Origin of the sequence: Gangjinia marincola, from assembly GCF_039523415.1 — a bacterium.
Taxonomy (GTDB): domain Bacteria; phylum Bacteroidota; class Bacteroidia; order Flavobacteriales; family Flavobacteriaceae; genus Gangjinia; species Gangjinia marincola.
This window is the reverse complement of sequence record NZ_BAAAFG010000016.1, coordinates 583,571-605,089: the sequence shown is the minus strand read 5'-3', so window position 1 is coordinate 605,089 and position 21,519 is coordinate 583,571. Positions and strand designations below refer to the sequence as shown.

The following is a 21,519-nucleotide window of genomic DNA, read 5'->3' as shown; positions in this document are numbered from 1 at the left end:
CTAAAGCTAGAAAATGCGGGAAGTATTACGGGATTAGTTTCTCAAAGCACATACTATTTTCCATTCCTTTATACTGCCCGTAATTAGGAATTTGTGAGTAGCCATTTTTTTGGTAAAAGTGAATTGCCTCTGTTTGACGCTTTCCTGTTTCTAACACAGCACGCGTATAGGAAATCTCTTTTGCCCATTTTTCTAAAGCTGTTAATACAGCAGCTGCAACTCCCTGATTACGAAGATTAGGGGTAACGAACATGCGTTTAATTTCTATACTGTTTGTATCAAATCCTTTGAATGCTCCGCAGCCTATTGGTTGTTCATCACTATAGGCTAAGATTACATGCTTTAATTGATCCCTGCCGTTGAACTGATTGTAGAACTCGTGTTCATCACCATCGGTTACTTTTAGGTAAGCATCTAATTGGCTGACCAACCCAATAAAATCTGGATGATCGCTAGTTGTTTTAATCAGCCGTATCATACCTTACTTAGCGACTACTTTGATGGTTTCTTTTACTTTTTCGGCAATAGATCTTGCCTTATTAATGTCTTTATTAACGATAGTAACATGTCCCATTTTTCTAAAGGGTCTTGTTTGGCGTTTACCGTAGATATGAGGAGTCACGCCTTCTAAGCGCATAATCTCTTCAATGTTTCTATAATGTACATCGCCGGTATGATCTTCAGCTCCTACCAGGTTTACCATAATTGCTCCTATTTTGCTGGCTGTTTCTCCCAGCGGTAAATCAAGAATAGCGCGAATATGTTGTTCGAATTGATTAGTAATGCTCCCTTCAATGCTATAATGGCCACTATTGTGAGGGCGTGGTGCAACTTCATTGACTAGAATCTCATCATCGTGAGTTTGGAATAATTCTACGGCAAGTAAACCTACATGTTGAAGTTTTTCAGAAACCTTCATGGCGACGCTTCGGGCTTTTTGAGCGACTTTATCGTCAATTCTGGCTGGGCAGATCACATATTCTACCTGATTGGCTTCGGGGTGAAATTCCATTTCTACCACAGGATAGGTTTTGATTTCTCCGCTAGGGTTTCGGGCAACGATAACGGCCAATTCGTGTTTGAAAGGGATCATTTCTTCGGCTATACAGGGTACATTTGGGATATTATGCAGATCAGCATCAGATTTAATGATCATTACTCCTTTACCATCATACCCACCTGTAGTGCTTTTCCAAACAAAAGGGTAAGAATGAGAAGCGTGTTGGATTGCTTCCGCGGAAGCGAAATAGGTCCCAGAGGCTGTTGGAATATCATGATTTTGATAGAAGTTCTTTTGTCGCGCTTTATCTTGAATAACGCGTAATGTCGAAGACGAGGGATATACCTTTTTACCTTCCTTTTCTAAATGTTCTAATGCGTCTACATTCACCAGTTCGATCTCAAAGGTGAGCACATCTACTTTTTGTCCAAATTTAAGCACAGTGTCGTAGTCCATTAAATCGCCTTGCTCAAAATGATTACAAGCAATGCGTGATGGAGCGTCTGCGCTGGGATCGAGTACGTAGGTCTGGATGTCGTATTTGCGCGTGTCATACAACATCATTTTGCCCAATTGACCACCGCCTAGAATACCGAGTTTAAAATCTGAAGAAAAATACGAATGCATGAAATTGAATTTGATGAGGTAAAAATAGGCTTTTTACAGGATTGGACTGATAAGATCGTTTCTAAGCTTTTGAATATGTATCTTTGCCCCTTAGTACAGTTTTAGATGAAATTACACGATTTAACCTTTGAAAAGTTCATTGATGAGCACGAAATAGAAAAAGCGATTAGCAAGGTTTCTGCGCAATTGAACAAAGACCTTAAGGATACTCGACCTGTATTTTTAACTGTGCTTAATGGTGCGTTTTTATTTTCGGCAGAATTGGTGAAACGTTTTAAAGGGGCGTGTGAACTGAGTTTTATAAAGGTCGCATCTTATGATGGATTGACGCAGCGAGAGGATATCTCTACGGTGATGGGGGCAGAACCCAATTTGAAAGCTAGAACAGTAGTGATCGTAGAAGATATTGTGGATACCGGCAATACCATTGAGGCCATTATCGCCATTTTAGAAAAAGAGGGCGTGAAGCAAATCAAGATTGCTTCTTTATTTTATAAGCCTGAGGCCTATCAAAAAACATATCCTGTCGATTATATTGGATTAGAAATCACAAATGATTTTATTGTAGGTTTTGGACTGGACTATAAAGGGCTGGGCCGAAACTTAAACCATATTTATAAATTAACATCAACACAAGACATGACTAATTTGGTGCTTTTTGGCCCTCCGGGAGCCGGTAAGGGAACACAGGCCGAAATTTTAAAACGTAACTACGATTTGATTCACATTTCAACGGGTGACGTTTTTAGATATAATATAAAAAACCAAACAAGCCTGGGAATGACCGCAAAGTCTTACATCGATAAAGGGATGTTGGTTCCAGACGGTGTGACTATTGATATGCTACGGGCAGAAGTGGAGAAAAATCCGGAAGCAAAAGGATTTATTTTTGACGGATTTCCCAGAACTAAAGCGCAAGCTAAGGCCTTAGCTGAATTGCTGAATAGTATGGGAACCGAAGTGAAAGCCATGATTGCGCTAGAAGTTGATGATGAAGTTTTGGTAGAGCGTTTATTGGAACGTGGAAAATCTTCTGGGCGAGCAGATGATGCCAACGAAGAAGTGATTCGTAATCGAATAAAAGTGTATTACGCTGAAACAGCTATTTTAAAAGAGTATTATCAGGCAGAAGACAAATATTACGGTATTAATGGTGTGGGCTCTATTTCAGAAATCACAGATCGATTGAGTACTGTGATTGATCAGTTGTAGATTTATTTGAGAGGTGGCTTCGACAAGCTGAGCCACCAGTAAAATTTTAGTGAATAAGATTCCTGCCATCGCAGAGGATAAAAAGATTTCCGCTTTCGCGGAAGATAAATATGACAGAAGGAAATTTTGTAGACTATGTAAAACTTCACCTCTTTTCAGGAAAAGGGGGTAAAGGTTCTGCGCATTTAAGACGTGAAAAATATATCCCAAAGGGAGGACCGGACGGCGGTGATGGAGGTCGGGGTGGTCACGTCATCTTAAAAGGTAGTGAGAATCTTTGGACGCTGTATCACTTAAAGTTTAAACGTCATATCAAAGCCGAAAATGGAGGCGACGGGAGTGGTTCAACCAGTACAGGAGCAGATGGAGAAGACCAAATCATTGAGGTCCCATTGGGAACCGTAGTTCGCGACTCTGAAACACAGGAGATTATCTATGAAATTGTTGAAGACGGTCAGGAGATTATTGTCGCCAAAGGCGGAAAGGGGGGGAGAGGGAACGCCCACTTTAAATCCTCTACGAATCAGACTCCGCGTTACGCTCAACCCGGTATTCCCGGTGAAGAAATTGATATTACTATTGAGCTTAAAATCTTGGCAGATGTAGGTTTGGTAGGATTTCCAAATGCCGGTAAGTCCACCTTGTTATCCGTCATTACCGCCGCCAAACCTAAGATTGCAGACTATGAGTTTACAACGCTAAAACCCAATCTAGGCATTGTTAAATACAGGGATTTTCAAACTTTTGTGGTAGCAGATATTCCCGGGATTATAGAAGGTGCAGCAGAAGGAAAGGGAATAGGTCATCGATTTTTACGCCATATTGAACGTAACTCGGTGTTGCTGTTTTTGATTCCGGCAGATGCAGATGATATTAAAAAACAATACGATATTTTACTCGATGAGCTAAGACGTTACAACCCTGAAATGTTGGATAAAGAACGCCTGGTGGCGATATCTAAAAGCGATATGCTGGATGATGAGTTAAAAGCAGAGCTCAAAGAAGAATTAGATACTACCTTAGATCAACCTTATCTGTTTATTTCTTCTGTCGCACAGCAAGGCCTAACGGAATTAAAAGATGAGCTTTGGAAAATGCTTACCATACAAGAAGTTACAGATAATGAAAAGGCATCAGAAAATTATAATTCCTAAAAATTTACGCGGTATTTATTAGGATGGAATTCATATTTCAAGCATACAGAAGATTACATCATCCAAAAAAGATCTTTTTTCTGTCGTGTTTCTTTTTTTTATCTTTTGCGTTACTTTTCTCTCAAACTAATATTGAGCAAGCAGAAGAACTTTACCATCAAAAAGAATATCTCAAGGCAAAACCACTGCTAAAAAGCTATCTTAAGGCAAATCCTACTGATGAGCGCACACAAATGTATTTAGGAGACATTGCGATGTTTCAAAAAGATTTTGAGCGTGCGTTAGAGTACTATACACTTTTAGTAGAGCGTTTTCCGAACAATGCAGATTATCAATTCCGATACGGGGGAGCTTTGGCGTATCACGTGCAGGAGATGCCAAAAGTAAAAGCTGTATTTTACGTAGACGATATCGAGGAGTCTTTCTTAAAAGCCGCAAAACTTGATCCAAGTCATATTGAAGCAAGATGGGCATTGATTGAGTTTTACATTCAGTTGCCTTACCTCTTAGGAGGCGGAGAAGAAAAAGCCTTAATCTATGCCAAAGAATTAGCTGAGTTGTCTAAGGTAGATGGGCATTTGGCCAAAGGATATATCGCAGACCAAAACGATCGAAAAAAAGATGCCGAATATCACTATAAAAAGGCGGTAGAAATTGGTGGCTCTATGCATACCTACGATAAACTAAGTACGCACTACGAGAAAAGTGGGAATGCTCAAAAATCTTTAGAGACAAAGCTGTCGGCCAAAACAAAACACAAGCGCAATCAGCTCAACTATCAAATTGGACGCATTGTGGCCGAATATAATTTAGATGCCGAAACAGGGATCACAGCCTTAAATGAATTCATTGAGCGACATTCGTTTCAAGATAGCGTAGGGAAAGAATGGGCGTATTTACGTTTGGCTCAAATTTACCGTAAAAATGGAGCTAAAAGTCAAGCTGAATTATGGGTTAAAAAAGCCTTGACTGAAAGAGAAGACTTTAAGGAAGCAAAAATAGAGCGGGAAAATATATCAAAACTTTAATAATAATTGGGCGTCATTGTAATATTGCAATATTACAATGATGTGAAACTCAATCTGCTTTTTAAATCCTGTAATGGTATACGTATCTTTACCATTTAGAAGAATTTTATGCGAATACATTTTATTGCGATTGGTGGTAGTGCAATGCACAACTTAGCATTGGCACTTCATCATAAAGGAGATCAAATTACAGGAAGTGATGATGCCATTTTTGAACCTTCTAAATCACGCTTAGAGAAATTTGGTTTGTTGCCTCAAGAATTCGGGTGGTTTCCTGAAAAAATAGATAAAAATCTGGATGCCGTGATTTTAGGCATGCATGCAAAAAAGGATAATCCTGAACTCCTTAAAGCGCAGGAACTCAATCTTAAAATTTATTCGTATCCTGAGTTTCTATACGAACAGGCCAAACAAAAAACACGGGTTGTTATTGGCGGATCACACGGAAAGACTACTATAACTTCAATGATCTTACATGTGATGCATTATCACGGAAAAGCGGTGGACTACATGGTAGGCGCACAGTTAGAAGGATTTGACACCATGGTGCATCTTACCCATGAGAATGATTTTATCGTATTAGAGGGCGACGAATACTTATCATCTCCTATCGACCGAAGACCAAAATTTCATTTATATAAACCGAATATTGCGCTGATCAGCGGAATAGCCTGGGACCATATTAATGTGTTCCCTACTTATGAAAATTACGTAGAACAGTTCGAGATATTTGCTGAAGAAATTAGTAATGGCGGAATCTTAGTCTATAACGAAGAAGATGCGCAGGTAAAGCGAATAGCTGAAGCTGCGACTAAACCCACCAGAAAACATGGCTATGTGATTCCTAATTTTCAGGTTGAAGATGGTGTAACTCTTTTAGAAACTCCCGATGGCTTTATGCCGGTTGATATTTTTGGTCGACATAACTTAAGTAATCTAGCAGGAGCAAAGTGGATATGTCAACATATGGGTGTTGATGAAGAAGATTTTTATGAAGCCATTGCCACCTTTAAAGGAGCCTCTAAGCGACTTGAGAAGATTGCAGAAAATAAATCGTCTCTGATTTATAAGGATTTTGCGCACAGTCCTTCTAAGGTTGCAGCGACCACGGCAGCGGTAAAAGAGCAATATCCTAATCGAAGATTAATTGCATGCCTGGAGCTACATACCTTTAGTAGTCTGACTCCGCAATTTTTAGCACAATATAAAAATGCTTTGAACCCTGCAGATATTGCCATGGTATTTTATTCTCCCGGGGCTGTTGCTTTAAAAAAACTGGATCCGATAAGTAAAGAGGATATTAAGACGGCTTTTGGCAGAGATGACCTACAGGTGTTTACTGATCCTACACAATTCAAATCTCAGCTTTTTAAGGAAAAACTAGATGATGCTGTATTACTCATGATGAGTTCTGGAAACTATGGGGGATTGGATTTGACAGAGCTTAAAAATCTTCTGTAATAGATTATTTTGTTATGATTTGGTGGTGATGATCAAACAAATCATCTATAAATGCTCTCACAGAATTTTGTTGAGATTGAATTAGCTCAGCTTTGGCAAGTGCTTTATCTCTTTTCGCTTTATCCTGCGAAAATTTGAATTTCCCTTCCCACGAAGTGATTTCAATCTCAAAGCCAATGATATAATCTAGCGCAGCTTCCATTCTGGGATTATTCTCAGCTAACACATAAGCGGGATTGTCTCCTTCTAAAAAAGAGGTCATCCTTATAAGTGTTTCCCTTACCTGATCTCGATCCTTAAGTAAATGTATTTTTCCTTTTACATGAACTATGATGTAATTCCATGTGGGGAGTTGAGTAGTACTAAGAATACTCGGTGAGATGTAGGTTTGCGGCCCATGAAATACAGCGGTCGCAGAGCTATCATTAATTAAATGATTCACCTGTGGATTAAATTTATCAATGTGTGCAACTAACTTACCATATTTAGAATCATCAGCTTCGTAAATCAAAGGGATATGCGTAATGTGTGCTTCATCATCTTTAGCGGTTACCAGAGTTCCTAAGGGGTAATGCTGTATAACCTTAATAATATTTTCAGGATTCTGCTCTTGGTGATGAGGTGGGGGGTATTTGTTCATTAGGTATTGTTCTTAAACTCCAAATTGCCTAAAATGATGGTCTAAATGTTTGTATTGCATTTGACCCCATTGGGCTACAGTAAAGTGACCAAATACCGGGTGCGGATCCCAATTTTTCTTCTCCTTTTGGTCGTGAAATCTATTTATCAAGCCTGAAAGTATATCTTTTTCTTGTCCAAAATTTTTGTCTTCTATTACTTTAAATCTGGCTGGAGTGGGTAAATTCTTTTTCCATTCACTATCATTGTAGAGCGTTTTTTTAAAGAACTTGCCCATAATTTTCATAAACCAGCTTGGTTTTTCCAGCGTATGCTCTTTAAGAGCAAGAGCTAACGGAAGCTGACAGTGGTGCAACATTTGACTCACCGTCATTTTACCCCATTGGCGTTCACTAGATTCGTCAAGTTGATTTAGACGAGAAGTGATTTCAGCATAGGTGTTTTCTTCGAACAGAGACTTCATAAAAATCAATTTTGAGGTTGATAAAATTACATTTTTTATCTTTAACAAAATAACAATCTATGTCAGACTCTTCAGCGTCTTTTTCGATTAAGCATTGGGCGCTTGATGATCGCCCCAGGGAGAAGTTGCTTCAAAAAGGAAAAGCTTCTTTGAGCGACGCAGAGCTTATTGCTATCTTGATAGGATCAGGAAGCAGGACAGAAAGTGCAGTGCAGCTAAGTCAACGTATTTTGGCTAAAGCCGAAAATAATTTAAATGTTCTTGGAAAGTTTTCTGTACAGGAACTCATGAAATTTAAAGGGATAGGTGAGGCTAAAGCGATAAGTATAGTCGCAGCCTTAGAATTAGGGAAAAGAAGAGCAGCAGAAGATGTCGTTAAGCAGAGTAAAATAGGAAGCAGTCGGGATGCATATCATGCGCTTGAACCTCTACTTTCAGACTTACCTCATGAGGAGTTTTGGATTGTATTTTTAAACAATTCGAATAAAATTCTTCAAAAAGAACAATTAAGTAAAGGTGGTATTACGGGTACGTTGGTAGACGTACGTCTCTTATTTAAACGTGCATTAGAATTAGGCGCTACAGCATTGATTTTAGGACATAATCATCCTTCTGGTAATACAAGCCCTAGTAATGAAGATAAAAAAATCACTCTAAAAATTAAGGAAGCCGGTGAAGGTTTAGATATTAAAGTGTTAGATCATATTATCGTCACACAAACTTCTTACTTTAGCTTTGCAGATCAAGGCCTGCTTTAATCTTAGTTATGATACTGGTATACACCCCAAAGCTTACTTCACGCATTACCTATATTTTCAAGCATATTTGTCAGCATCTGTTGGGGATCGAAGCAAGGCTGACGTCGATTATAGATGAATTTGTAGCGCATGAAGGACCAAAAATATCCTATGGTCAAAAACGACTAGGTAACGAGTTTTTTGTAAAACAACATGGTTTACTGCATGAGCAAGGTTTTTCAGATGTTACGGTTAAAGTCCAGCCATGGGATGACACGATTTGTTTTTTTAAAGTTTCAGAGAATAGTGATTTGCCGTTTGACATATTTTCAGCCTCCTTTTATTTATTGAGCCGTTATGAAGAATATATGCCACATGTTAAGGATTCAAAAGGAAGATTTCCTGCAGAAGAGAGCCTTGGATATAAACACAATTTTTTGGACTCTCCCGTAATTGACATCTGGGCTCAGAAATTTTTAAGTCTCTTGCAAAAACGTTTCGACGTGATCGTCGATAAACCTATTTCTAAACCTGAAACTATTTTAACGGTAAAAGAATTATACCGTTATCAGCAAAAAGGGATTTTACGCACCGTGGGGGGATTTATTACAGATTTATCTACATTTAATTTACAGGGAATTCTAACGCGTATAAAAGTACTCTTAGGAGGTAAAAGTGATCCTTATGACCATTATGATGACTTAATAGATTTTAGTAAAACCAACCAGATCAATTTCACATTTATGTTTCAACTGAGCGATTTTAGTATCGACAACCGAAATATAAATTTTCAGCGTGTTAAATATAGATCTCAAATTAAATCTTTGGCAGATTATGGATCAGTAGGTTTACATGTAGGAACATTTGCGATTAAGCGGCAAGAAGTTCTTAAAAAAGAAAAGCTACGGCTTGAAGATATTACGAATGAAGCGCTCAAGAAAACAATTGTCAGTGAGAATGAACTTAATTTACCAGACTATTTTAATCATTTGGTGTTTTTAGAAGTTGAGAAAGACTACTCTATGGGATATCCCAATAAAATTGGATTTAGGGCTGGTACATGTTCACCATTTTTATTTTATGAAATCAATTATGAGCAAATTACTCCTTTAAAGGTAGTTCCGTATGTTTTTCATGATTATACACTAGGAATAGAAACGCGTGATCAGATGAATATGCAGTTAGTTAGAATAAAAAATAAATTAATTCATGTAGAGGGTAAATTAGTAATGATATTTTCTAACAGTACTTTTGAGGACGAAAAGAAAAGAGAAGATGTATTTAGTTTAATCAAGTTTCAGCATGAAAAATAAGGAAATACAGCATATTTTCTTCGATTTAGATCATACGTTATGGGATTTCGAAAAAAATTCTGCGCTAGCCTATGAGGATATTTTTGAATTACACGGACTTTCAATCAATCTCGAAAAATTTATTGCCGTTTATAGTCCCATAAATTTTGAGTATTGGCGATTGTATCGAAATGATAAGATTTCAAAAGGAGAATTGCGTTTTGGACGTCTCGATAAAGCGTTTAGGACCTATGGTCAAGAAGTTTCAGCTACGATGATTGATCGATTAGCTAAAGACTATATTACATATTTACCCAAAAATAACTACTTATTTCGAGGATGTATTGAGGTATTAGAGTACCTTAATGACCGCTATAGCCTACATATTATTACCAATGGATTTGAAGAAGTACAGCATAAAAAGCTTAAAAAGAGCAACATTGATCACTATTTCAAAACAGTGACAACCTCTGAAGATGCTGGCAAGAAAAAACCGCACCCTTTAATATTTGAAAAGGCGATGCAAAAAGCAAACGCTAGTCCGCAATATTCTTTGATGGTAGGGGATTCCTATGAGGCAGATATATGCGGTGGCCGCGATTTTGGTCTGGATACGGTTTATTTTAATCCTAAAGGTGAGGTGACAGATTCACGTTCAATCAGTAGGTTAGAGGAACTAAAAAATATCCTTTAATTTATGTATGTTTGACGCGTAATGTGGGGAATACTAAAAAACAATATGATGAAAATTAATTATCTGATTTTATTTATACTACTAAACTTTTTTGGATGTAAAATTTATGCTCAAGATGTAGACAATTACAAGTATGTGGTAGTTCCTTCGAAATTTGACTTCTTAAAAGAAAGAGATCAGTTTAGATTAAATTATATGACTGCTTATTTATTTAAGCAAAATGGTTTTGACGCATATTTAGATGATCAGCCTCTACCCCAAGATTTAAAAGACGAAAAATGTTTGGCGCTTTATGCAGATATTGAAGAAGATTCTAATTTATTTGTCACTAAAATTAAAATAAAATTACGTGACTGTAATGGTATGCCGGTATATTCTTCGGATGAAGGAAGAAGCAAGGAGAAAGCATATAAAGAGGCATATCAAGAAGCGCTCAAACGGGCTTTCGAATCTTTATCCATTTTGTCATACTCCTATAACGGTATTGTAGAAAAATCATTTGGCACACTATCCTCTGATGATGCAAGTAATGAAAGTCTAGATCAATCAGAGAATTTGATGTATAAACACAAAGATCAGGTCTACAATCTAAAGAAAATAGAAGATGGTTTCGTGCTACAACCTAGTGGTGAAGATGAAGAAATAAAATTGATTCAAACAGAATCTGGTAATTATATTTATTTTGACGGCGATATTCAGGGAGTAGCTAATTTTAGTAGTAAAAAGGATATTGTCGTTGAGTATTTAGATAAAGCTACCGGTAAGCTGGTTACATTAATGTATATCGTAAAAAATTAGTAGCGATAGGTTTTCTTCCAGCGTTCTTTTAAAAAAAATCTGATTTGATCCTCCCTCTTCGAGGTGCCGGGTTCATAAAATTTTGTGCCGCTTATTTCTTGAGGTAAGAAATTAAACTCCACAAAGTTATTTTCATGGTTATGAGCGTATTGATAACCTTCACCATATCCTAAGTCTTTCATCAGCTTGGTGGGTGCGTTTCTTATTTCTAAAGGAATGGGCAAATTACCGGTTTCCTTGACTTTTCGCTGTGCTTCATTGATAGCTATATAGGTTGCATTACTTTTTGGAGAGGTAGCCAGATAAACTGCACATTGACTTAAAATAATACGCGACTCAGGAAAGCCAATCAAAGATGCAGCTTCAAAGGTTGTGGTTGCTATAACTAGAGCTGTAGGATTTGCATTTCCAATATCTTCACTGGCTAGAATGATCATTCTACGTGCAATGAATTTAACATCTTCACCACCTTCAATCATTCTGGAGAGATAATAAACCGCAGCATTAGGATCACTGCCTCGAATGGATTTTATAAAAGCCGAAATAATGTCATAATGTTGTTCACCTGTTTTGTCATATAATACAGTAGATTGTTGCGCTTTCGCGGAAACTAACTCGTTGGTGATTACAATTTCTTCTGAAACCACTGAATTAACGACTAATTCAAAGATATTGAGTAATTTTCTGGCGTCGCCACCACTAAGCCGAAGCAGAGCTTCGGTCTCTTTAAGGGTAATTTTCTTTTTTTGTAAAAGGATGTCTTTTTGAATAGCGATTCGAAGAAGTTTGTCAAGTTCTTCACGTTCAAAATGTTTTAAGACATACACCTGACATCTAGAAAGCAGCGCAGAGATTACTTCAAAACTGGGATTTTCTGTTGTAGCACCAATTAAGGTTACCCAGCCTTTTTCTACTGCGGCTAGCAGAGAATCCTGTTGTGATTTGCTAAACCGATGAATTTCATCAATAAAGAGAATAGGGTTTTTAGTGGTAAAAAGACCTTCAGACTTTTTTGCTTTTTCAATGACTTCGCGAACATCTTTGACTCCGCTATTTATGGCACTTAAGGTATAAAAGGGTCGGTCTGTTTCTAAAGCGATAATGTTGGCTAGGGTCGTTTTTCCTACTCCGGGTGGACCCCATAAAATGATAGAGGGTATGTTCCCACCGGTGATTTGATGGTATAATGCTCCATTAGAGTCTACCAAATGCGATTGCCCTAAATAGTTTTGAAGGGTTTTAGGTCTAAGTCGTTCTGCAAGGGGTTGATTCATCTCGTAAAAATAGCATTTCTATGACAAGTTTTCACCTTCTCAAAATCGGAATGTTTATTGACTATCTTCAAACGTGAAAAAATCAATACCTATCATACCCCCTAAGGTTATCCTATTGCCAGCGTTATTTGTATTACTGATGTGGTTGGTGTATTGGGTTGAAGTGCGATTTCATCTTAACTTCAATAGTTGGGGAGTTTATCCAAGGCGATTATCAGGTATTGTTGGAATTTTATGTAGTCCGTTTATCCATGGAAGCCTCACACATTTATGGCACAATACAGTGCCCATTTTAGTATTAACAAGTGCTTTACTTTATTTTTACCGGGGAGTGTCTCTAAGGGTTTTTGTACTGGGATATATTCTTACGGGGCTTTTAACCTGGATTATTGGTAGAGCATCGTTACACATAGGTGCCAGTGGGATAATCTATATGCTGGCAGGTTTTTTATTTTTTAAAGGAATTTGGGCAAGGAACTATCGCTTGGCGGCGGTGTCCTTTATAGTTGTTTTTCTCTACGGGAGTTTAATTTGGGGAACTTTGCCTTATGATCCTAAGATTTCATGGGAGGGGCATTTATCCGGTTTACTATCAGGAATCCTTTTAGCCATTTTTATTAGAGATAGGATTGAGTTTGCAAAAAAGTATGCGTGGGAATTAGAGTCCTACGATGAGACTAAGGATCCTTTTATGAGGCATTTTGATGAGGATGGAAACTTTGTGGAGTGGGAGGAGGAGTAACTTATTATTTATAAAGGAATTAAACTCTTCTTATTCTACTGTGATTATTTTTTCTCTTATACTGTTATATACATTAAAATAAAAAACTCCTAGACCAAATATTCTCGTAATTAAGATTTAAAAGGTCATAAATAAAGGGCTTAACTTATTTTAAGAGATTGCTAAATAAAAATAGATATCACATGTTAGTCTTCTTCATTAACTATTTCTATACTAAAACGATAGCCATCAGAATTAAATTGTAAACTTGAGACTCCCGGTATGAAGCCACTTCCATCATCAAAATTTTGAAAGGTATATGTTGTGCCATCAAAAGCTACGGTAGTTCCTTCAAAATCAAATTCATCGCCTTCAATGATATCATCTGCAGATATATTAAAGGTATTAGCCAAATCCTCTATAGAGATATTTAACACTAAAGGAAAATTACGATATGTATTAAAAGGAATAGTATCTGATGATACACCCTGAGAGACTCTACTTACACTAAGAGAATAAGTCTCCACATCTTGATAGGCGTCAATAACAGCCTTAAAATCCTGTATGTTTGAAGGATTAATATTAATATCTTCATCAATTACTTCAAAAGTTACGATAGCGGCATTTTCTAACACTTCTAATCCGGTTTTTTCGTCATCCTCGCATGATGATACTATAAAAATTAGAAGGACAAACAGTTTTGTTAGCTTATTTTTCATTCTTTTGGATTTTTAATCAATAAAATTTTCATCATTATTATCCCAAAACACCTGATTTGTAATATTTTGTTGGCTAATGTTATTATTTAAAGTGACTGTTCTGGCAGGATACTGCAGAACCCTGGGAAAAGCACCCGTTGATAAAATGACCTGTGTTCCTTGTATAGCACTTGGTAGACCGGTTCGCCTGTAATTGTTATAAGCTTCTATTCCATTACCCCATAGCGCAATGTGGTACTGCGTAATAATAATATCGAGTTTCTCTATCTCAGAATTTGCAGGGTCATCGTACTCGTTTAAAATAGTATTTACAAAATTGTCAATTTCATCTTGAGAGGGTGTAAAGTCTGTGTCTGAATTCTCGTTGAGATCTCCAAAGGGAATAACCTTGTCTATAGATTTTCTAATTCCGTTTTCTAAGTATTCTCTCGCATTACCTACTGTTCCAAGTGTTAAAGCAGCTTCAGCTTTCATGAACTCGACAAAAGAGGATAGGAGTAAAGGTCTTATTCCCTCTCCTTGACCACCATCCTCTGGATTTGTTCTATCGGCTGAGTTATCATCAAATCTTCCTCCAACGGGATAGGCACCCCAGGTAGTATTTCTATTGAACATTCCATTCGTAGTGAATGAACCGTCACCGTGATCTCTCCCATAATATCCATCGCCAATATAACAAAGCTCTAATTCCAAATCGATACAGGGCAAATCATTATTTGGGGGATCAAGAGTTCTTTGTCTATAAAAATAATATCGTAATCGGGGATCATCTGAACTCTTCAAAATATTCATGTAGTTATTACTCATGAAGCTTGTTGAACCATTATTATAATTAGCAACAAAAGATGGATGACGGCTATCATTGGGAGTTGAAACGGTAAGGTATTGAAAAGCAAAGTCCTCGTTCTCGTTTTCAATAAGAAGATCTGGCTCATTTAGTAAATCGTTAATACCATCTCTTGAAGCCTCTTCATTGACTAATCTTGTTTGAACCAACATTTTCAATTTCAATGAGTTAGCGAGTTTAAGCCAGTTTTGTCGACTATTATCTCCAAAATATAAGTCCTCTTGAATTGGTGGAGCATTTTCTATACTTAAATTGGAAATCGCTTCATCTAACGTGACCATAGCTCCTGCATAGACATCTTCCCCTTCATCTACTTTTGGATTTAAAATACTCACATCATTTGCTTCTGAGAAAGGCACTTTACCAAAAAGGTCAACTAAGGTAACCAGTGTATATGCTCTCATTACTTGTCCTGCTCCAGCATGCGTATAAAACTCTCTTTCTTCTGCAACGGATTCTAATAGAATTGTATCCTCAAAAACATCTGCATAAGCTAACCTCCAAGCAGTATTTAAACCTGCCGGATCAAAAAAATATTCTCCAAAGAGATGGGTCATTCGTGAATAATCCATGGCTATCCCATTCACTTGGCCAATAAAAGAATTAAAATCTAGCTGAATTTGGTTGATTAAGAAATCAGGATTAGCCTCTTCAGGATTGACATTATTAGGATCATCTAGTACGTCTAATTCTGTAGTTTCACACCCGTTTAGCAAAACTGTTAATATCACTACGACTGTCGTTAGGCCTATTTTAATATTATTGTTCATAATGTGCATTTAAATTAGAAACTTGCTTTGATTGCGAATCCTACACTTTTAGCTGAAGGAGAGGTTTGGAAATCTAATCCGCTTGCGTTCCCTACACCTGTACTACCAACTTCTACATCATAATTTAAGGCATCTGGAAAATTAATCGCGTCAAACCATAAGTTTTGACCGTAAAGCTTAAGACTTAGAGAACCTAAGGGTGTTTTTTCCAATAATTTAGCAGGTAATTGATAAGACATGGACAATTCTCTTAGTCTTATTAGTGAGCCGTCAAAAATATTTTCGGCTGCATTTTGTTCTAGATTGTTGAATATAGTGTCCTCATAAGGGAGTAATATATTATTCTCGATTGGATTTCCATCACCTCCCTGCTGTAGAAGTACACCGTCTATTTCTCCCTCTTGATTAGTTGTTGTAAGAATATTACCATTTTCATCTGTTTGTGCTAATACTCCAGGAATAGCAGAAGCGTAAAAGTCTCGGTCAATACCTTCTATGTCCACTACTCCTCTAAAATATAAATTTTGCGCCGTGAGGGAGTAAATATCTCCTCCATGTCTATATTCTAACTGTGCAGATAGAGATAGACCTTTGTAAGAAAATGTATTAATTAAGGTATTAGTCCAGTCAGGGTTGGGGTCGCCGATTATTTTATCAGGTAATCCAACGGCTGAATTTGGTATAACTTCACCATTATTTGGATCTATGATTAAATTACCATTTTGATCTCTTACGGCAAATGATCCCACAATAACACCTAGGGGTTCTCCTTCTATTGCGAAATTTCCTAAATCGGTGAATCCACCTATTGCTAGTTGGTCGATTCCCTCTGGGAGTTCTAAAACTTCGGTTTCATATGCAAAAAATCTTGAACTAAGATCCCATCTAAAATTTTCCGTACGAATAGGATTAATGTCAAGTTCAATTTCGAGTCCTCTTGTTTCTGATTCTCCAATATTGACAAATGTAGATGTAGCTCCCGTTTCTGCTCCTATTTCCTGTTGGAATATTTGATCACTAATGTTTCTAAGATAAGCATTCGCAGTGAGACTGACTCGATTCTTAATAAATCTAGATTCAATACCAATTTCGTAATCTACTAGAGTGGCAGCCTTTAAGTCTCTATTAGGGACTAAATTGCTTACGCTTTGAGTTACTACCCCGCCAGTTCCAAACGCATTGCTGTTCGTTGAAAGTACCGGTCTAGTCGTGTATGCATCATCAGGAAATTGTACACCAGATGCAACATTCCCTCTTAATTTTAAATATGATAGAAAATCTGATCTCATATCTGAAAATGCAGTGGTTGGTATAAAAGAACCAGATATGCTTGGATAGAATACAGAGTTTTCCTCTGCCTCCAATAACGAACCCCAATCATTTCTTGCGGCTAGAGTTAGATACGCGAAGTTTTTGTAGTCAAACTCCAACTGTGCATATACCCCTAGAATATTTATTTCCTCTTCAAAATCAATTTGAGTTCCTGTAAAAGGATCTATATTGCTTACTGTTTCAAAATTGAATGGTCTAAAATTATCCCTCAACACTTGATCTTGATAAATTGTTCCTTCTCTAAAGATTGTTCTTCTATTACTATTGGCTCCTGCTATAACTGCAAGTCCAAAGTCGTCATTAAGTTTATAATTTGAAGTTAAAATAAGGGAATGATCCCATTGTTGCCGCTCAAGATAGCGAACTCTAAGATACCCATTTGCATATATAGCATTACCATCACTTGATCCTCTATTTACATAAAATGATTGTCTTTCATTAAAAGAATCCAATCCTAAACGATAGGTTAAGTTGATATGATCATTGAAGTCGTATTTCAAAGATACACTGTTAAAAAAGCGATTTACTTTTTGAGTGGAAAGTGAATTATTTAAGACCCATTTTGGATTATCAACTGCATTCAAATAATAAACATTACTTCCATCAACAGGATCTTCAAAAGGTAGATTATTAATATCAAAATTTCTTGGGATAAACAATAGGCGTTCGAATATGGAGAATGCATTCGCACCGTTTGCTGCAGTTATTGGAGGAGCTTCAATTTCATTAATAACGTAATTAAAAGTACCTGTAGCAGTAAAATTATTCGCTAATTTAACCGATCCACCTATGCTAAAGTTATCTCTTCTTAATTTATTAAGTGGAATAAAACCTTCTTCACTGGTATTACTGTAACTTGTACTGAAAGACATATTTTCAGTACTTTTAGACACCGATATACCAATATTTCTTCCTAATCCTATTCTAAAGAAGTCCTCAACATTATTGGGGGTCGCGCTATAAGGGACTCCTCCTTCAATAACATCTGGAGTTGAGGGGTCATCGAAAAACTCTGGAAAGGAATCTTGTAAGGCTGAATTATTAGATAGTATATTAGGTACAATCTGTCCATCAAACTCAGGTCCGAAACTTCCATTAGCGCCATTTAAATTACTCAAATAAAATCCACTACCATATTTGTTTTGAAAATCCGGCAAATTGGCAATAGTATTAAAATAGATACTATTTGAGTATGTCACATTTAATTTTTTAGACTTTTCGGATAAAGCATTTCCAGTTTTAGTGGTAATCAAAATAACACCATTCCTGCCTTGATTTCCGTACAGTACACTTGCGGCTAGTCCTTTTAAAACACTCATGCTTTCAATATTGTTGGGATCAATATCTATAAGTCGATTAGAGTCTATTGCACCTGCCCCGGTAAAACCATCGTCATCTGATCCTGAGTTTATTGGAACACCGTCTACAACAAACAAGGCCTGGTTGTTTCCTGTGATTGAGGTATTAGCTCTTATAGTTATACCTGAACCTCCACCTATTACACCCGTTTGAGAAATTTGAACACCGGCTATTTTTCCTTGTAATGTTTTAGCTACATCTGCATTCGGTCTTTGTTCTAGCTCTTCTGTTTCTACATTAGTTTGTGCAAATCCTAGTGCTCTTTTTTCTCGTTTTATTCCCTGTGCTGTTACTACAACTTCATTTAGTATCGCTACATCTTCTTCGAATTGTACATTAATTTCGTTCGCATCGGTGACTTGAACTTCCTTATTCTTAAATCCCTGGTATGAAAATACTAGTGTTTGTCCTGTAGATGCAGTAATGGTATAATTCCCGTCAAAATCTGTTTGCGTGCCAATACTTGAATTTTTTATAACGATGTTCACTCCGGGTAGGGGTAGACCGTTATTATCGACAACTGTTCCCTGAATGCTTTTTTCCTGAGCCCATGCGGTGGAAATGGCTAGAAATAATAAAAAGCAAACTTTTTTGAGTAGTTTTGTTTTCATATATATTATCAAAGATTTAATAAAGATAGCTCAATTATTTCAAAGAAATTAACCAAAACTTATGAAATATTTTCTTTTTTTATTAAATTATTTTATTTTAGGAAATTAAATCGGATAGATTAATTGTAATTTTTCATTCTTGCGAAATGATTTTTGAACTTAATATAGTTCTTGCGTAATCCGGTTAATTTTTATCTTTAATTGTTGAGGTAAGCTATTAATTTACAGTTATGGTCCTTATTTTTATATTAAACTATAGTTTTGAACTAATATGGTCTTCTAGTTTTCTCATTTAGATTTTGATTTATTGGAAATTTATGAGATATAATATCTTGACGTTTAACCTTTACGATTAAATTGTATATTATCGATAAAGGTGAGGTAATTGATATGACTATTGATAAAAGAATTGAAGGATAAAAAAGGGGATATAGTGTGTTACAAGTTTTTATTCAACTTCAATAATAGAATAATAAGTCATTAGAGACATTGTTAAAAAGGAATTCATTAAGTAGCTATTAACTTTGAATTATTTTCAATAAGTATACTAGAGATAGGAATAGATCAAAGCTCCATCAATTGAGCGTCCATTAAACTATTTGAATTCCAAAGGAAAGATTTTTGATTGCTATATATTGAAAATTTAAAACGAGACTGCCTCACCAATATAGCCTCTTCAATTTGAGACATGAAAATCTGATAGATGAATTTGGATCGTGGGATTTTGCCCAAAGACCTAGAGATTTTGTGAGAGATACACCTATGGGGTCTATTATTAGGAATCCTGCTGGCTATTTTCGTGTAAAAGTGGATTTACTTTTCATAAAAGTATGCATTAGAATAGGAGTACATTGATGAAAACAGTGATCCCTTATGAGAAATTTTGATATGGATGAAAACTTTATGGATTGGGAAGAGGAGTGATTACTTGGGGGATTTCAAACTTTCATAATAATCAAGAAGAGAGATAAGATCAGGTAAATTGTTTTTTAAATTGAGATTGTTTTTTTTAGTATATTTTTTCAATACATTTTTATAATCAGAGTCTAGATGATTGATTATATCTTTACCCTTAATTGCTTTCGGATTGGAGTCGGGAAATTTAATATAAAGCCTTTGGTTTTTCACAAACTTATGGGGAATTTCTTGATGTAGACTAGTTCTTGGTTTTTCTCCAAGTTTAAATTCCATTTCAATTTTTGCTAATAAATCAACAGAAGTTCCATCATAAAGTGATTTTAAGTATCCCTCTTCTTTTTCTTGTTTTTCATTTTCATACTTAAACCATGAATATGTTTCATTCATTAAAATGATATCTAAATAGGGTTCTCTATTTATACCTCCAATGGATCCGTCAGAATTGCGGATTTCAAACTGATCTCCATATGCATTGTAACGTAAAAGATTATTTTCAGTTAACTTACCATCTAATATCAGTTTACCCATCACAAATTCTTTGGGGATATAAGGACTACCCTCTACATCATCAACTGTTATGTTTAGTTTTTTTACATCTATTATTTCTTGAATAACATTGCGTCCCCTCAATATCGAATTAGAAGCTAAATTTCCTTCCAATCCAAAAGCTGTACTAGAACGATTAGCAGTGCCTCCCCCAAGGCCTATTTGTGATTGAACTGAATAACTAATAACTAAAAGTAAAATTAACAAATATTTCATAAGAAAAATTTTAAATAAAGATAATAAAAAAACCGCTTGTAAAACAAGCGGTTTTCAAAAAAGCAATTTATCTTCTATTTATAGTTTTGTAAATTGTAGAACAACTTCGTAAGGACCGACTCCACATCCCGCAGGATCTACGGCATCAATGATAATCATGGAGAAACTTGAGTCATCAGTACCAGTAATATCAAATGTACCACTGTTTAATTGAGATACGGTTCCTCCACTTAAAGTAGTAATTTGATCACATGTAACTCCACCACCTAGCTCTTGTATCGGCACGATGATTTTACCGCAAATAAGATCAAAATCTAATGGTCCAGTAAAATCGAAAGGAACTAAATAGGTAGTTTCAACAATAGTTCGACTTGTTCCAGAGTTAGCAATAATTTCAACTTCCCTAGAAGCAAATGTTTGAGTCACGCCAAATGCTGGAAAAACACCAGAAATCCAATCCATCTGATATGAGCCCACTAGGAAATTTTCTGAATAACCACAAATAACATTGGCATCATAGGAAAAAGGCGAGTCGAAAAATATACCAGTAACATTATTGGTTACATTGTCCACACTATATGTTTCTCCATTAGATAAGTTGAGTGCTAATCTTACTCTGAAAATATCACCTCCATCCACACTCTCTAAATCATCATTTAAATTAAGAGCATCAATGGCATCAGGAGCCGGAATATTCAACTCATAACGCGGTAACTGATTCGGTCCTTCAGTGAATTCCGAAATATCAATAGTGGTTAGAAGGACTTCAGCTTTGCTGATATCTTCATCATCGATTGTATCAGGAGTCTCTTGATCTTCATCAACAAAAGTATCTCTAAATTCAACATAGACGTCCATAGATTCGATCAAATCTTGATCTGTGAAAGCTTCCGCTTCCACTTCTATGGTAATAATTGAATTTTCAATATCAGCTATATCAACTTCATTAGCCTTTCCTGTTATCGTTCTTAAGACTCCCCCATCTTCTTCATAATTTGATGAAGGGAAAGGATCTTTATCTTCGTCTTCACAAGCTACTACACTTATCAAGAATAGTACTGCATAGAAATATTTTATATAATTTTTCATTTGTTTTTTTTT

The 21,519-nt window shown here is 36.2% G+C and carries 19 protein-coding genes; 9 read left to right on the top strand and 10 right to left on the bottom strand.

Annotated features, from left to right (window positions below):
- Positions 1 to 25 precede the first annotated feature (25 nt).
- A complete protein-coding gene (locus ABD000_RS13790) occupies positions 26 to 478 on the bottom strand; it encodes a GNAT family N-acetyltransferase (protein ID WP_343768785.1) in 453 nt (150 codons plus the stop codon).
- A 3-nt stretch (positions 479 to 481) separates the two neighbouring features.
- Complete coding sequence (locus ABD000_RS13785; protein ID WP_343768783.1) at positions 482 to 1,627, bottom strand: 5-(carboxyamino)imidazole ribonucleotide synthase; 1,146 nt, start codon at positions 1,625 to 1,627, stop codon at positions 482 to 484.
- Positions 1,628 to 1,732: 105 nt separating this feature from the next.
- On the opposite strand from ABD000_RS13785, the gene ABD000_RS13780 reads away from it, so the two are divergent.
- The 4 genes from ABD000_RS13780 to ABD000_RS13765 all read left to right on the top strand — a co-directional run bounded on the left by ABD000_RS13780 (position 1,733) and on the right by ABD000_RS13765 (position 6,482).
- Positions 1,733 to 2,839 (top strand): adenylate kinase, encoded by a 1,107-nt coding sequence (locus ABD000_RS13780; protein WP_343768780.1) that lies wholly within the window; start codon positions 1,733 to 1,735, stop codon positions 2,837 to 2,839.
- 110 nt (positions 2,840 to 2,949) lie between these two features.
- The gene (gene obgE, locus ABD000_RS13775) at positions 2,950 to 3,993 is read left to right on the top strand and encodes a GTPase ObgE (RefSeq protein WP_343768778.1); all 1,044 of its coding nucleotides are present in this window, start codon (positions 2,950 to 2,952) and stop codon (positions 3,991 to 3,993) included.
- A 23-nt stretch (positions 3,994 to 4,016) separates the two neighbouring features.
- On the top strand, positions 4,017 to 5,021 hold the full coding sequence (locus tag ABD000_RS13770) for a tetratricopeptide repeat protein (protein ID WP_343768775.1): 1,005 nt from the start codon (positions 4,017 to 4,019) through the stop codon (positions 5,019 to 5,021).
- Between the two features lie 108 nt (positions 5,022 to 5,129).
- Entirely contained in the window at positions 5,130 to 6,482 is a 1,353-nt protein-coding gene (locus ABD000_RS13765; RefSeq protein WP_343768773.1) for a UDP-N-acetylmuramate--L-alanine ligase, read from the top strand.
- A 4-nt stretch (positions 6,483 to 6,486) separates the two neighbouring features.
- Here the strand turns inward: ABD000_RS13765 and ABD000_RS13760 are convergent, their stop codons facing one another.
- Positions 6,487 to 7,122: an FMN-binding negative transcriptional regulator gene (locus tag ABD000_RS13760; protein WP_343768771.1), complete on the bottom strand. Its 636-nt coding sequence runs from the start codon at positions 7,120 to 7,122 to the stop codon at positions 6,487 to 6,489.
- A gap of 12 nt (positions 7,123 to 7,134) precedes the next feature.
- Positions 7,135 to 7,584 carry a DUF1569 domain-containing protein gene (locus ABD000_RS13755; protein WP_343768769.1) on the bottom strand — a complete coding sequence of 150 codons (450 nt, stop codon included), beginning with the start codon at positions 7,582 to 7,584 and terminating at the stop codon, positions 7,135 to 7,137.
- A gap of 59 nt (positions 7,585 to 7,643) precedes the next feature.
- On the opposite strand from ABD000_RS13755, the gene radC reads away from it, so the two are divergent.
- The 4 genes from radC to ABD000_RS13735 are packed head-to-tail and all read left to right on the top strand — an operon-like array spanning position 7,644 to position 11,105.
- Positions 7,644 to 8,342 (top strand): RadC family protein, encoded by a 699-nt coding sequence (gene radC / locus ABD000_RS13750; RefSeq protein WP_343768766.1) that lies wholly within the window; start codon positions 7,644 to 7,646, stop codon positions 8,340 to 8,342.
- Between the two features lie 8 nt (positions 8,343 to 8,350).
- Positions 8,351 to 9,634, top strand: a complete 1,284-nt coding sequence (locus tag ABD000_RS13745; protein WP_343768763.1) for a DUF7033 domain-containing protein — start codon at positions 8,351 to 8,353, stop codon at positions 9,632 to 9,634.
- A complete protein-coding gene (locus ABD000_RS13740) occupies positions 9,624 to 10,307 on the top strand; it encodes a YjjG family noncanonical pyrimidine nucleotidase (protein ID WP_343768760.1) in 684 nt (227 codons plus the stop codon). Before ABD000_RS13745 ends, ABD000_RS13740 begins: the two co-directional genes overlap by 11 nt.
- A gap of 45 nt (positions 10,308 to 10,352) precedes the next feature.
- On the top strand, positions 10,353 to 11,105 hold the full coding sequence (locus ABD000_RS13735) for a hypothetical protein (protein WP_343768755.1): 753 nt from the start codon (positions 10,353 to 10,355) through the stop codon (positions 11,103 to 11,105).
- On the opposite strand, the gene ABD000_RS13730 is transcribed toward ABD000_RS13735, so the two are convergent.
- Positions 11,102 to 12,379: a replication-associated recombination protein A gene (locus tag ABD000_RS13730; protein WP_343768751.1), complete on the bottom strand. Its 1,278-nt coding sequence runs from the start codon at positions 12,377 to 12,379 to the stop codon at positions 11,102 to 11,104. The two genes, ABD000_RS13735 and ABD000_RS13730, sit on opposite strands and share 4 nt — an antisense overlap.
- 73 nt (positions 12,380 to 12,452) lie before the next feature.
- Between ABD000_RS13730 and ABD000_RS13725 the strand changes: the two genes are divergently transcribed.
- Positions 12,453 to 13,121 carry a rhomboid family intramembrane serine protease gene (locus ABD000_RS13725; protein ID WP_343768748.1) on the top strand — a complete coding sequence of 223 codons (669 nt, stop codon included), beginning with the start codon at positions 12,453 to 12,455 and terminating at the stop codon, positions 13,119 to 13,121.
- 185 nt (positions 13,122 to 13,306) lie between these two features.
- Here the strand turns inward: ABD000_RS13725 and ABD000_RS13720 are convergent, their stop codons facing one another.
- From ABD000_RS13720 to ABD000_RS13700, 5 genes are all read right to left on the bottom strand, one after another.
- Positions 13,307 to 13,819 (bottom strand): hypothetical protein, encoded by a 513-nt coding sequence (locus ABD000_RS13720; protein ID WP_343768746.1) that lies wholly within the window; start codon positions 13,817 to 13,819, stop codon positions 13,307 to 13,309.
- Positions 13,820 to 13,831: 12 nt separating this feature from the next.
- Complete coding sequence (locus ABD000_RS13715; protein WP_343768742.1) at positions 13,832 to 15,436, bottom strand: SusD/RagB family nutrient-binding outer membrane lipoprotein; 1,605 nt, start codon at positions 15,434 to 15,436, stop codon at positions 13,832 to 13,834.
- Between the two features lie 14 nt (positions 15,437 to 15,450).
- Positions 15,451 to 18,738, bottom strand: coding sequence for a SusC/RagA family TonB-linked outer membrane protein (locus tag ABD000_RS13710; protein WP_343768739.1), 3,288 nt, complete (start codon positions 18,736 to 18,738; stop codon positions 15,451 to 15,453).
- Positions 18,739 to 19,662: 924 nt separating this feature from the next.
- Complete coding sequence (locus ABD000_RS13705) at positions 19,663 to 20,418, bottom strand: hypothetical protein (protein ID WP_343768736.1); 756 nt, start codon at positions 20,416 to 20,418, stop codon at positions 19,663 to 19,665.
- Positions 20,419 to 20,496: 78 nt separating this feature from the next.
- The gene (locus ABD000_RS13700; RefSeq protein WP_343768733.1) at positions 20,497 to 21,507 is read right to left on the bottom strand and encodes a hypothetical protein; all 1,011 of its coding nucleotides are present in this window, start codon (positions 21,505 to 21,507) and stop codon (positions 20,497 to 20,499) included.
- Positions 21,508 to 21,519 lie beyond the last annotated feature (12 nt).

Excerpts from the sequence above, each read along its gene's own strand:
- ABD000_RS13790 (WP_343768785.1), bottom strand. The coding sequence starts at position 478 with ATGATACGGCTGATTAAAACAACTAGCGATCATCCAGATTTTATTGGG.
- ABD000_RS13785 (WP_343768783.1), bottom strand. The coding sequence starts at position 1,627 with ATGCATTCGTATTTTTCTTCAGATTTTAAACTCGGTATTCTAGGCGGT.
- ABD000_RS13780 (WP_343768780.1), top strand. The coding sequence starts at position 1,733 with ATGAAATTACACGATTTAACCTTTGAAAAGTTCATTGATGAGCACGAA.
- obgE (WP_343768778.1), top strand. The coding sequence starts at position 2,950 with ATGACAGAAGGAAATTTTGTAGACTATGTAAAACTTCACCTCTTTTCA.
- ABD000_RS13770 (WP_343768775.1), top strand. The coding sequence starts at position 4,017 with ATGGAATTCATATTTCAAGCATACAGAAGATTACATCATCCAAAAAAG.
- ABD000_RS13765 (WP_343768773.1), top strand. The coding sequence starts at position 5,130 with ATGCGAATACATTTTATTGCGATTGGTGGTAGTGCAATGCACAACTTA.
- ABD000_RS13760 (WP_343768771.1), bottom strand. The coding sequence starts at position 7,122 with ATGAACAAATACCCCCCACCTCATCACCAAGAGCAGAATCCTGAAAAT.
- ABD000_RS13755 (WP_343768769.1), bottom strand. The coding sequence starts at position 7,584 with ATGAAGTCTCTGTTCGAAGAAAACACCTATGCTGAAATCACTTCTCGT.
- radC (WP_343768766.1), top strand. The coding sequence starts at position 7,644 with ATGTCAGACTCTTCAGCGTCTTTTTCGATTAAGCATTGGGCGCTTGAT.
- ABD000_RS13745 (WP_343768763.1), top strand. The coding sequence starts at position 8,351 with ATGATACTGGTATACACCCCAAAGCTTACTTCACGCATTACCTATATT.
- ABD000_RS13740 (WP_343768760.1), top strand. The coding sequence starts at position 9,624 with ATGAAAAATAAGGAAATACAGCATATTTTCTTCGATTTAGATCATACG.
- ABD000_RS13735 (WP_343768755.1), top strand. The coding sequence starts at position 10,353 with ATGATGAAAATTAATTATCTGATTTTATTTATACTACTAAACTTTTTT.
- ABD000_RS13730 (WP_343768751.1), bottom strand. The coding sequence starts at position 12,379 with ATGAATCAACCCCTTGCAGAACGACTTAGACCTAAAACCCTTCAAAAC.
- ABD000_RS13720 (WP_343768746.1), bottom strand. The coding sequence starts at position 13,819 with ATGAAAAATAAGCTAACAAAACTGTTTGTCCTTCTAATTTTTATAGTA.
- ABD000_RS13715 (WP_343768742.1), bottom strand. The coding sequence starts at position 15,436 with ATGAACAATAATATTAAAATAGGCCTAACGACAGTCGTAGTGATATTA.
- ABD000_RS13710 (WP_343768739.1), bottom strand. The coding sequence starts at position 18,738 with ATGAAAACAAAACTACTCAAAAAAGTTTGCTTTTTATTATTTCTAGCC.
- ABD000_RS13705 (WP_343768736.1), bottom strand. The coding sequence starts at position 20,418 with ATGAAATATTTGTTAATTTTACTTTTAGTTATTAGTTATTCAGTTCAA.
- ABD000_RS13700 (WP_343768733.1), bottom strand. The coding sequence starts at position 21,507 with ATGAAAAATTATATAAAATATTTCTATGCAGTACTATTCTTGATAAGT.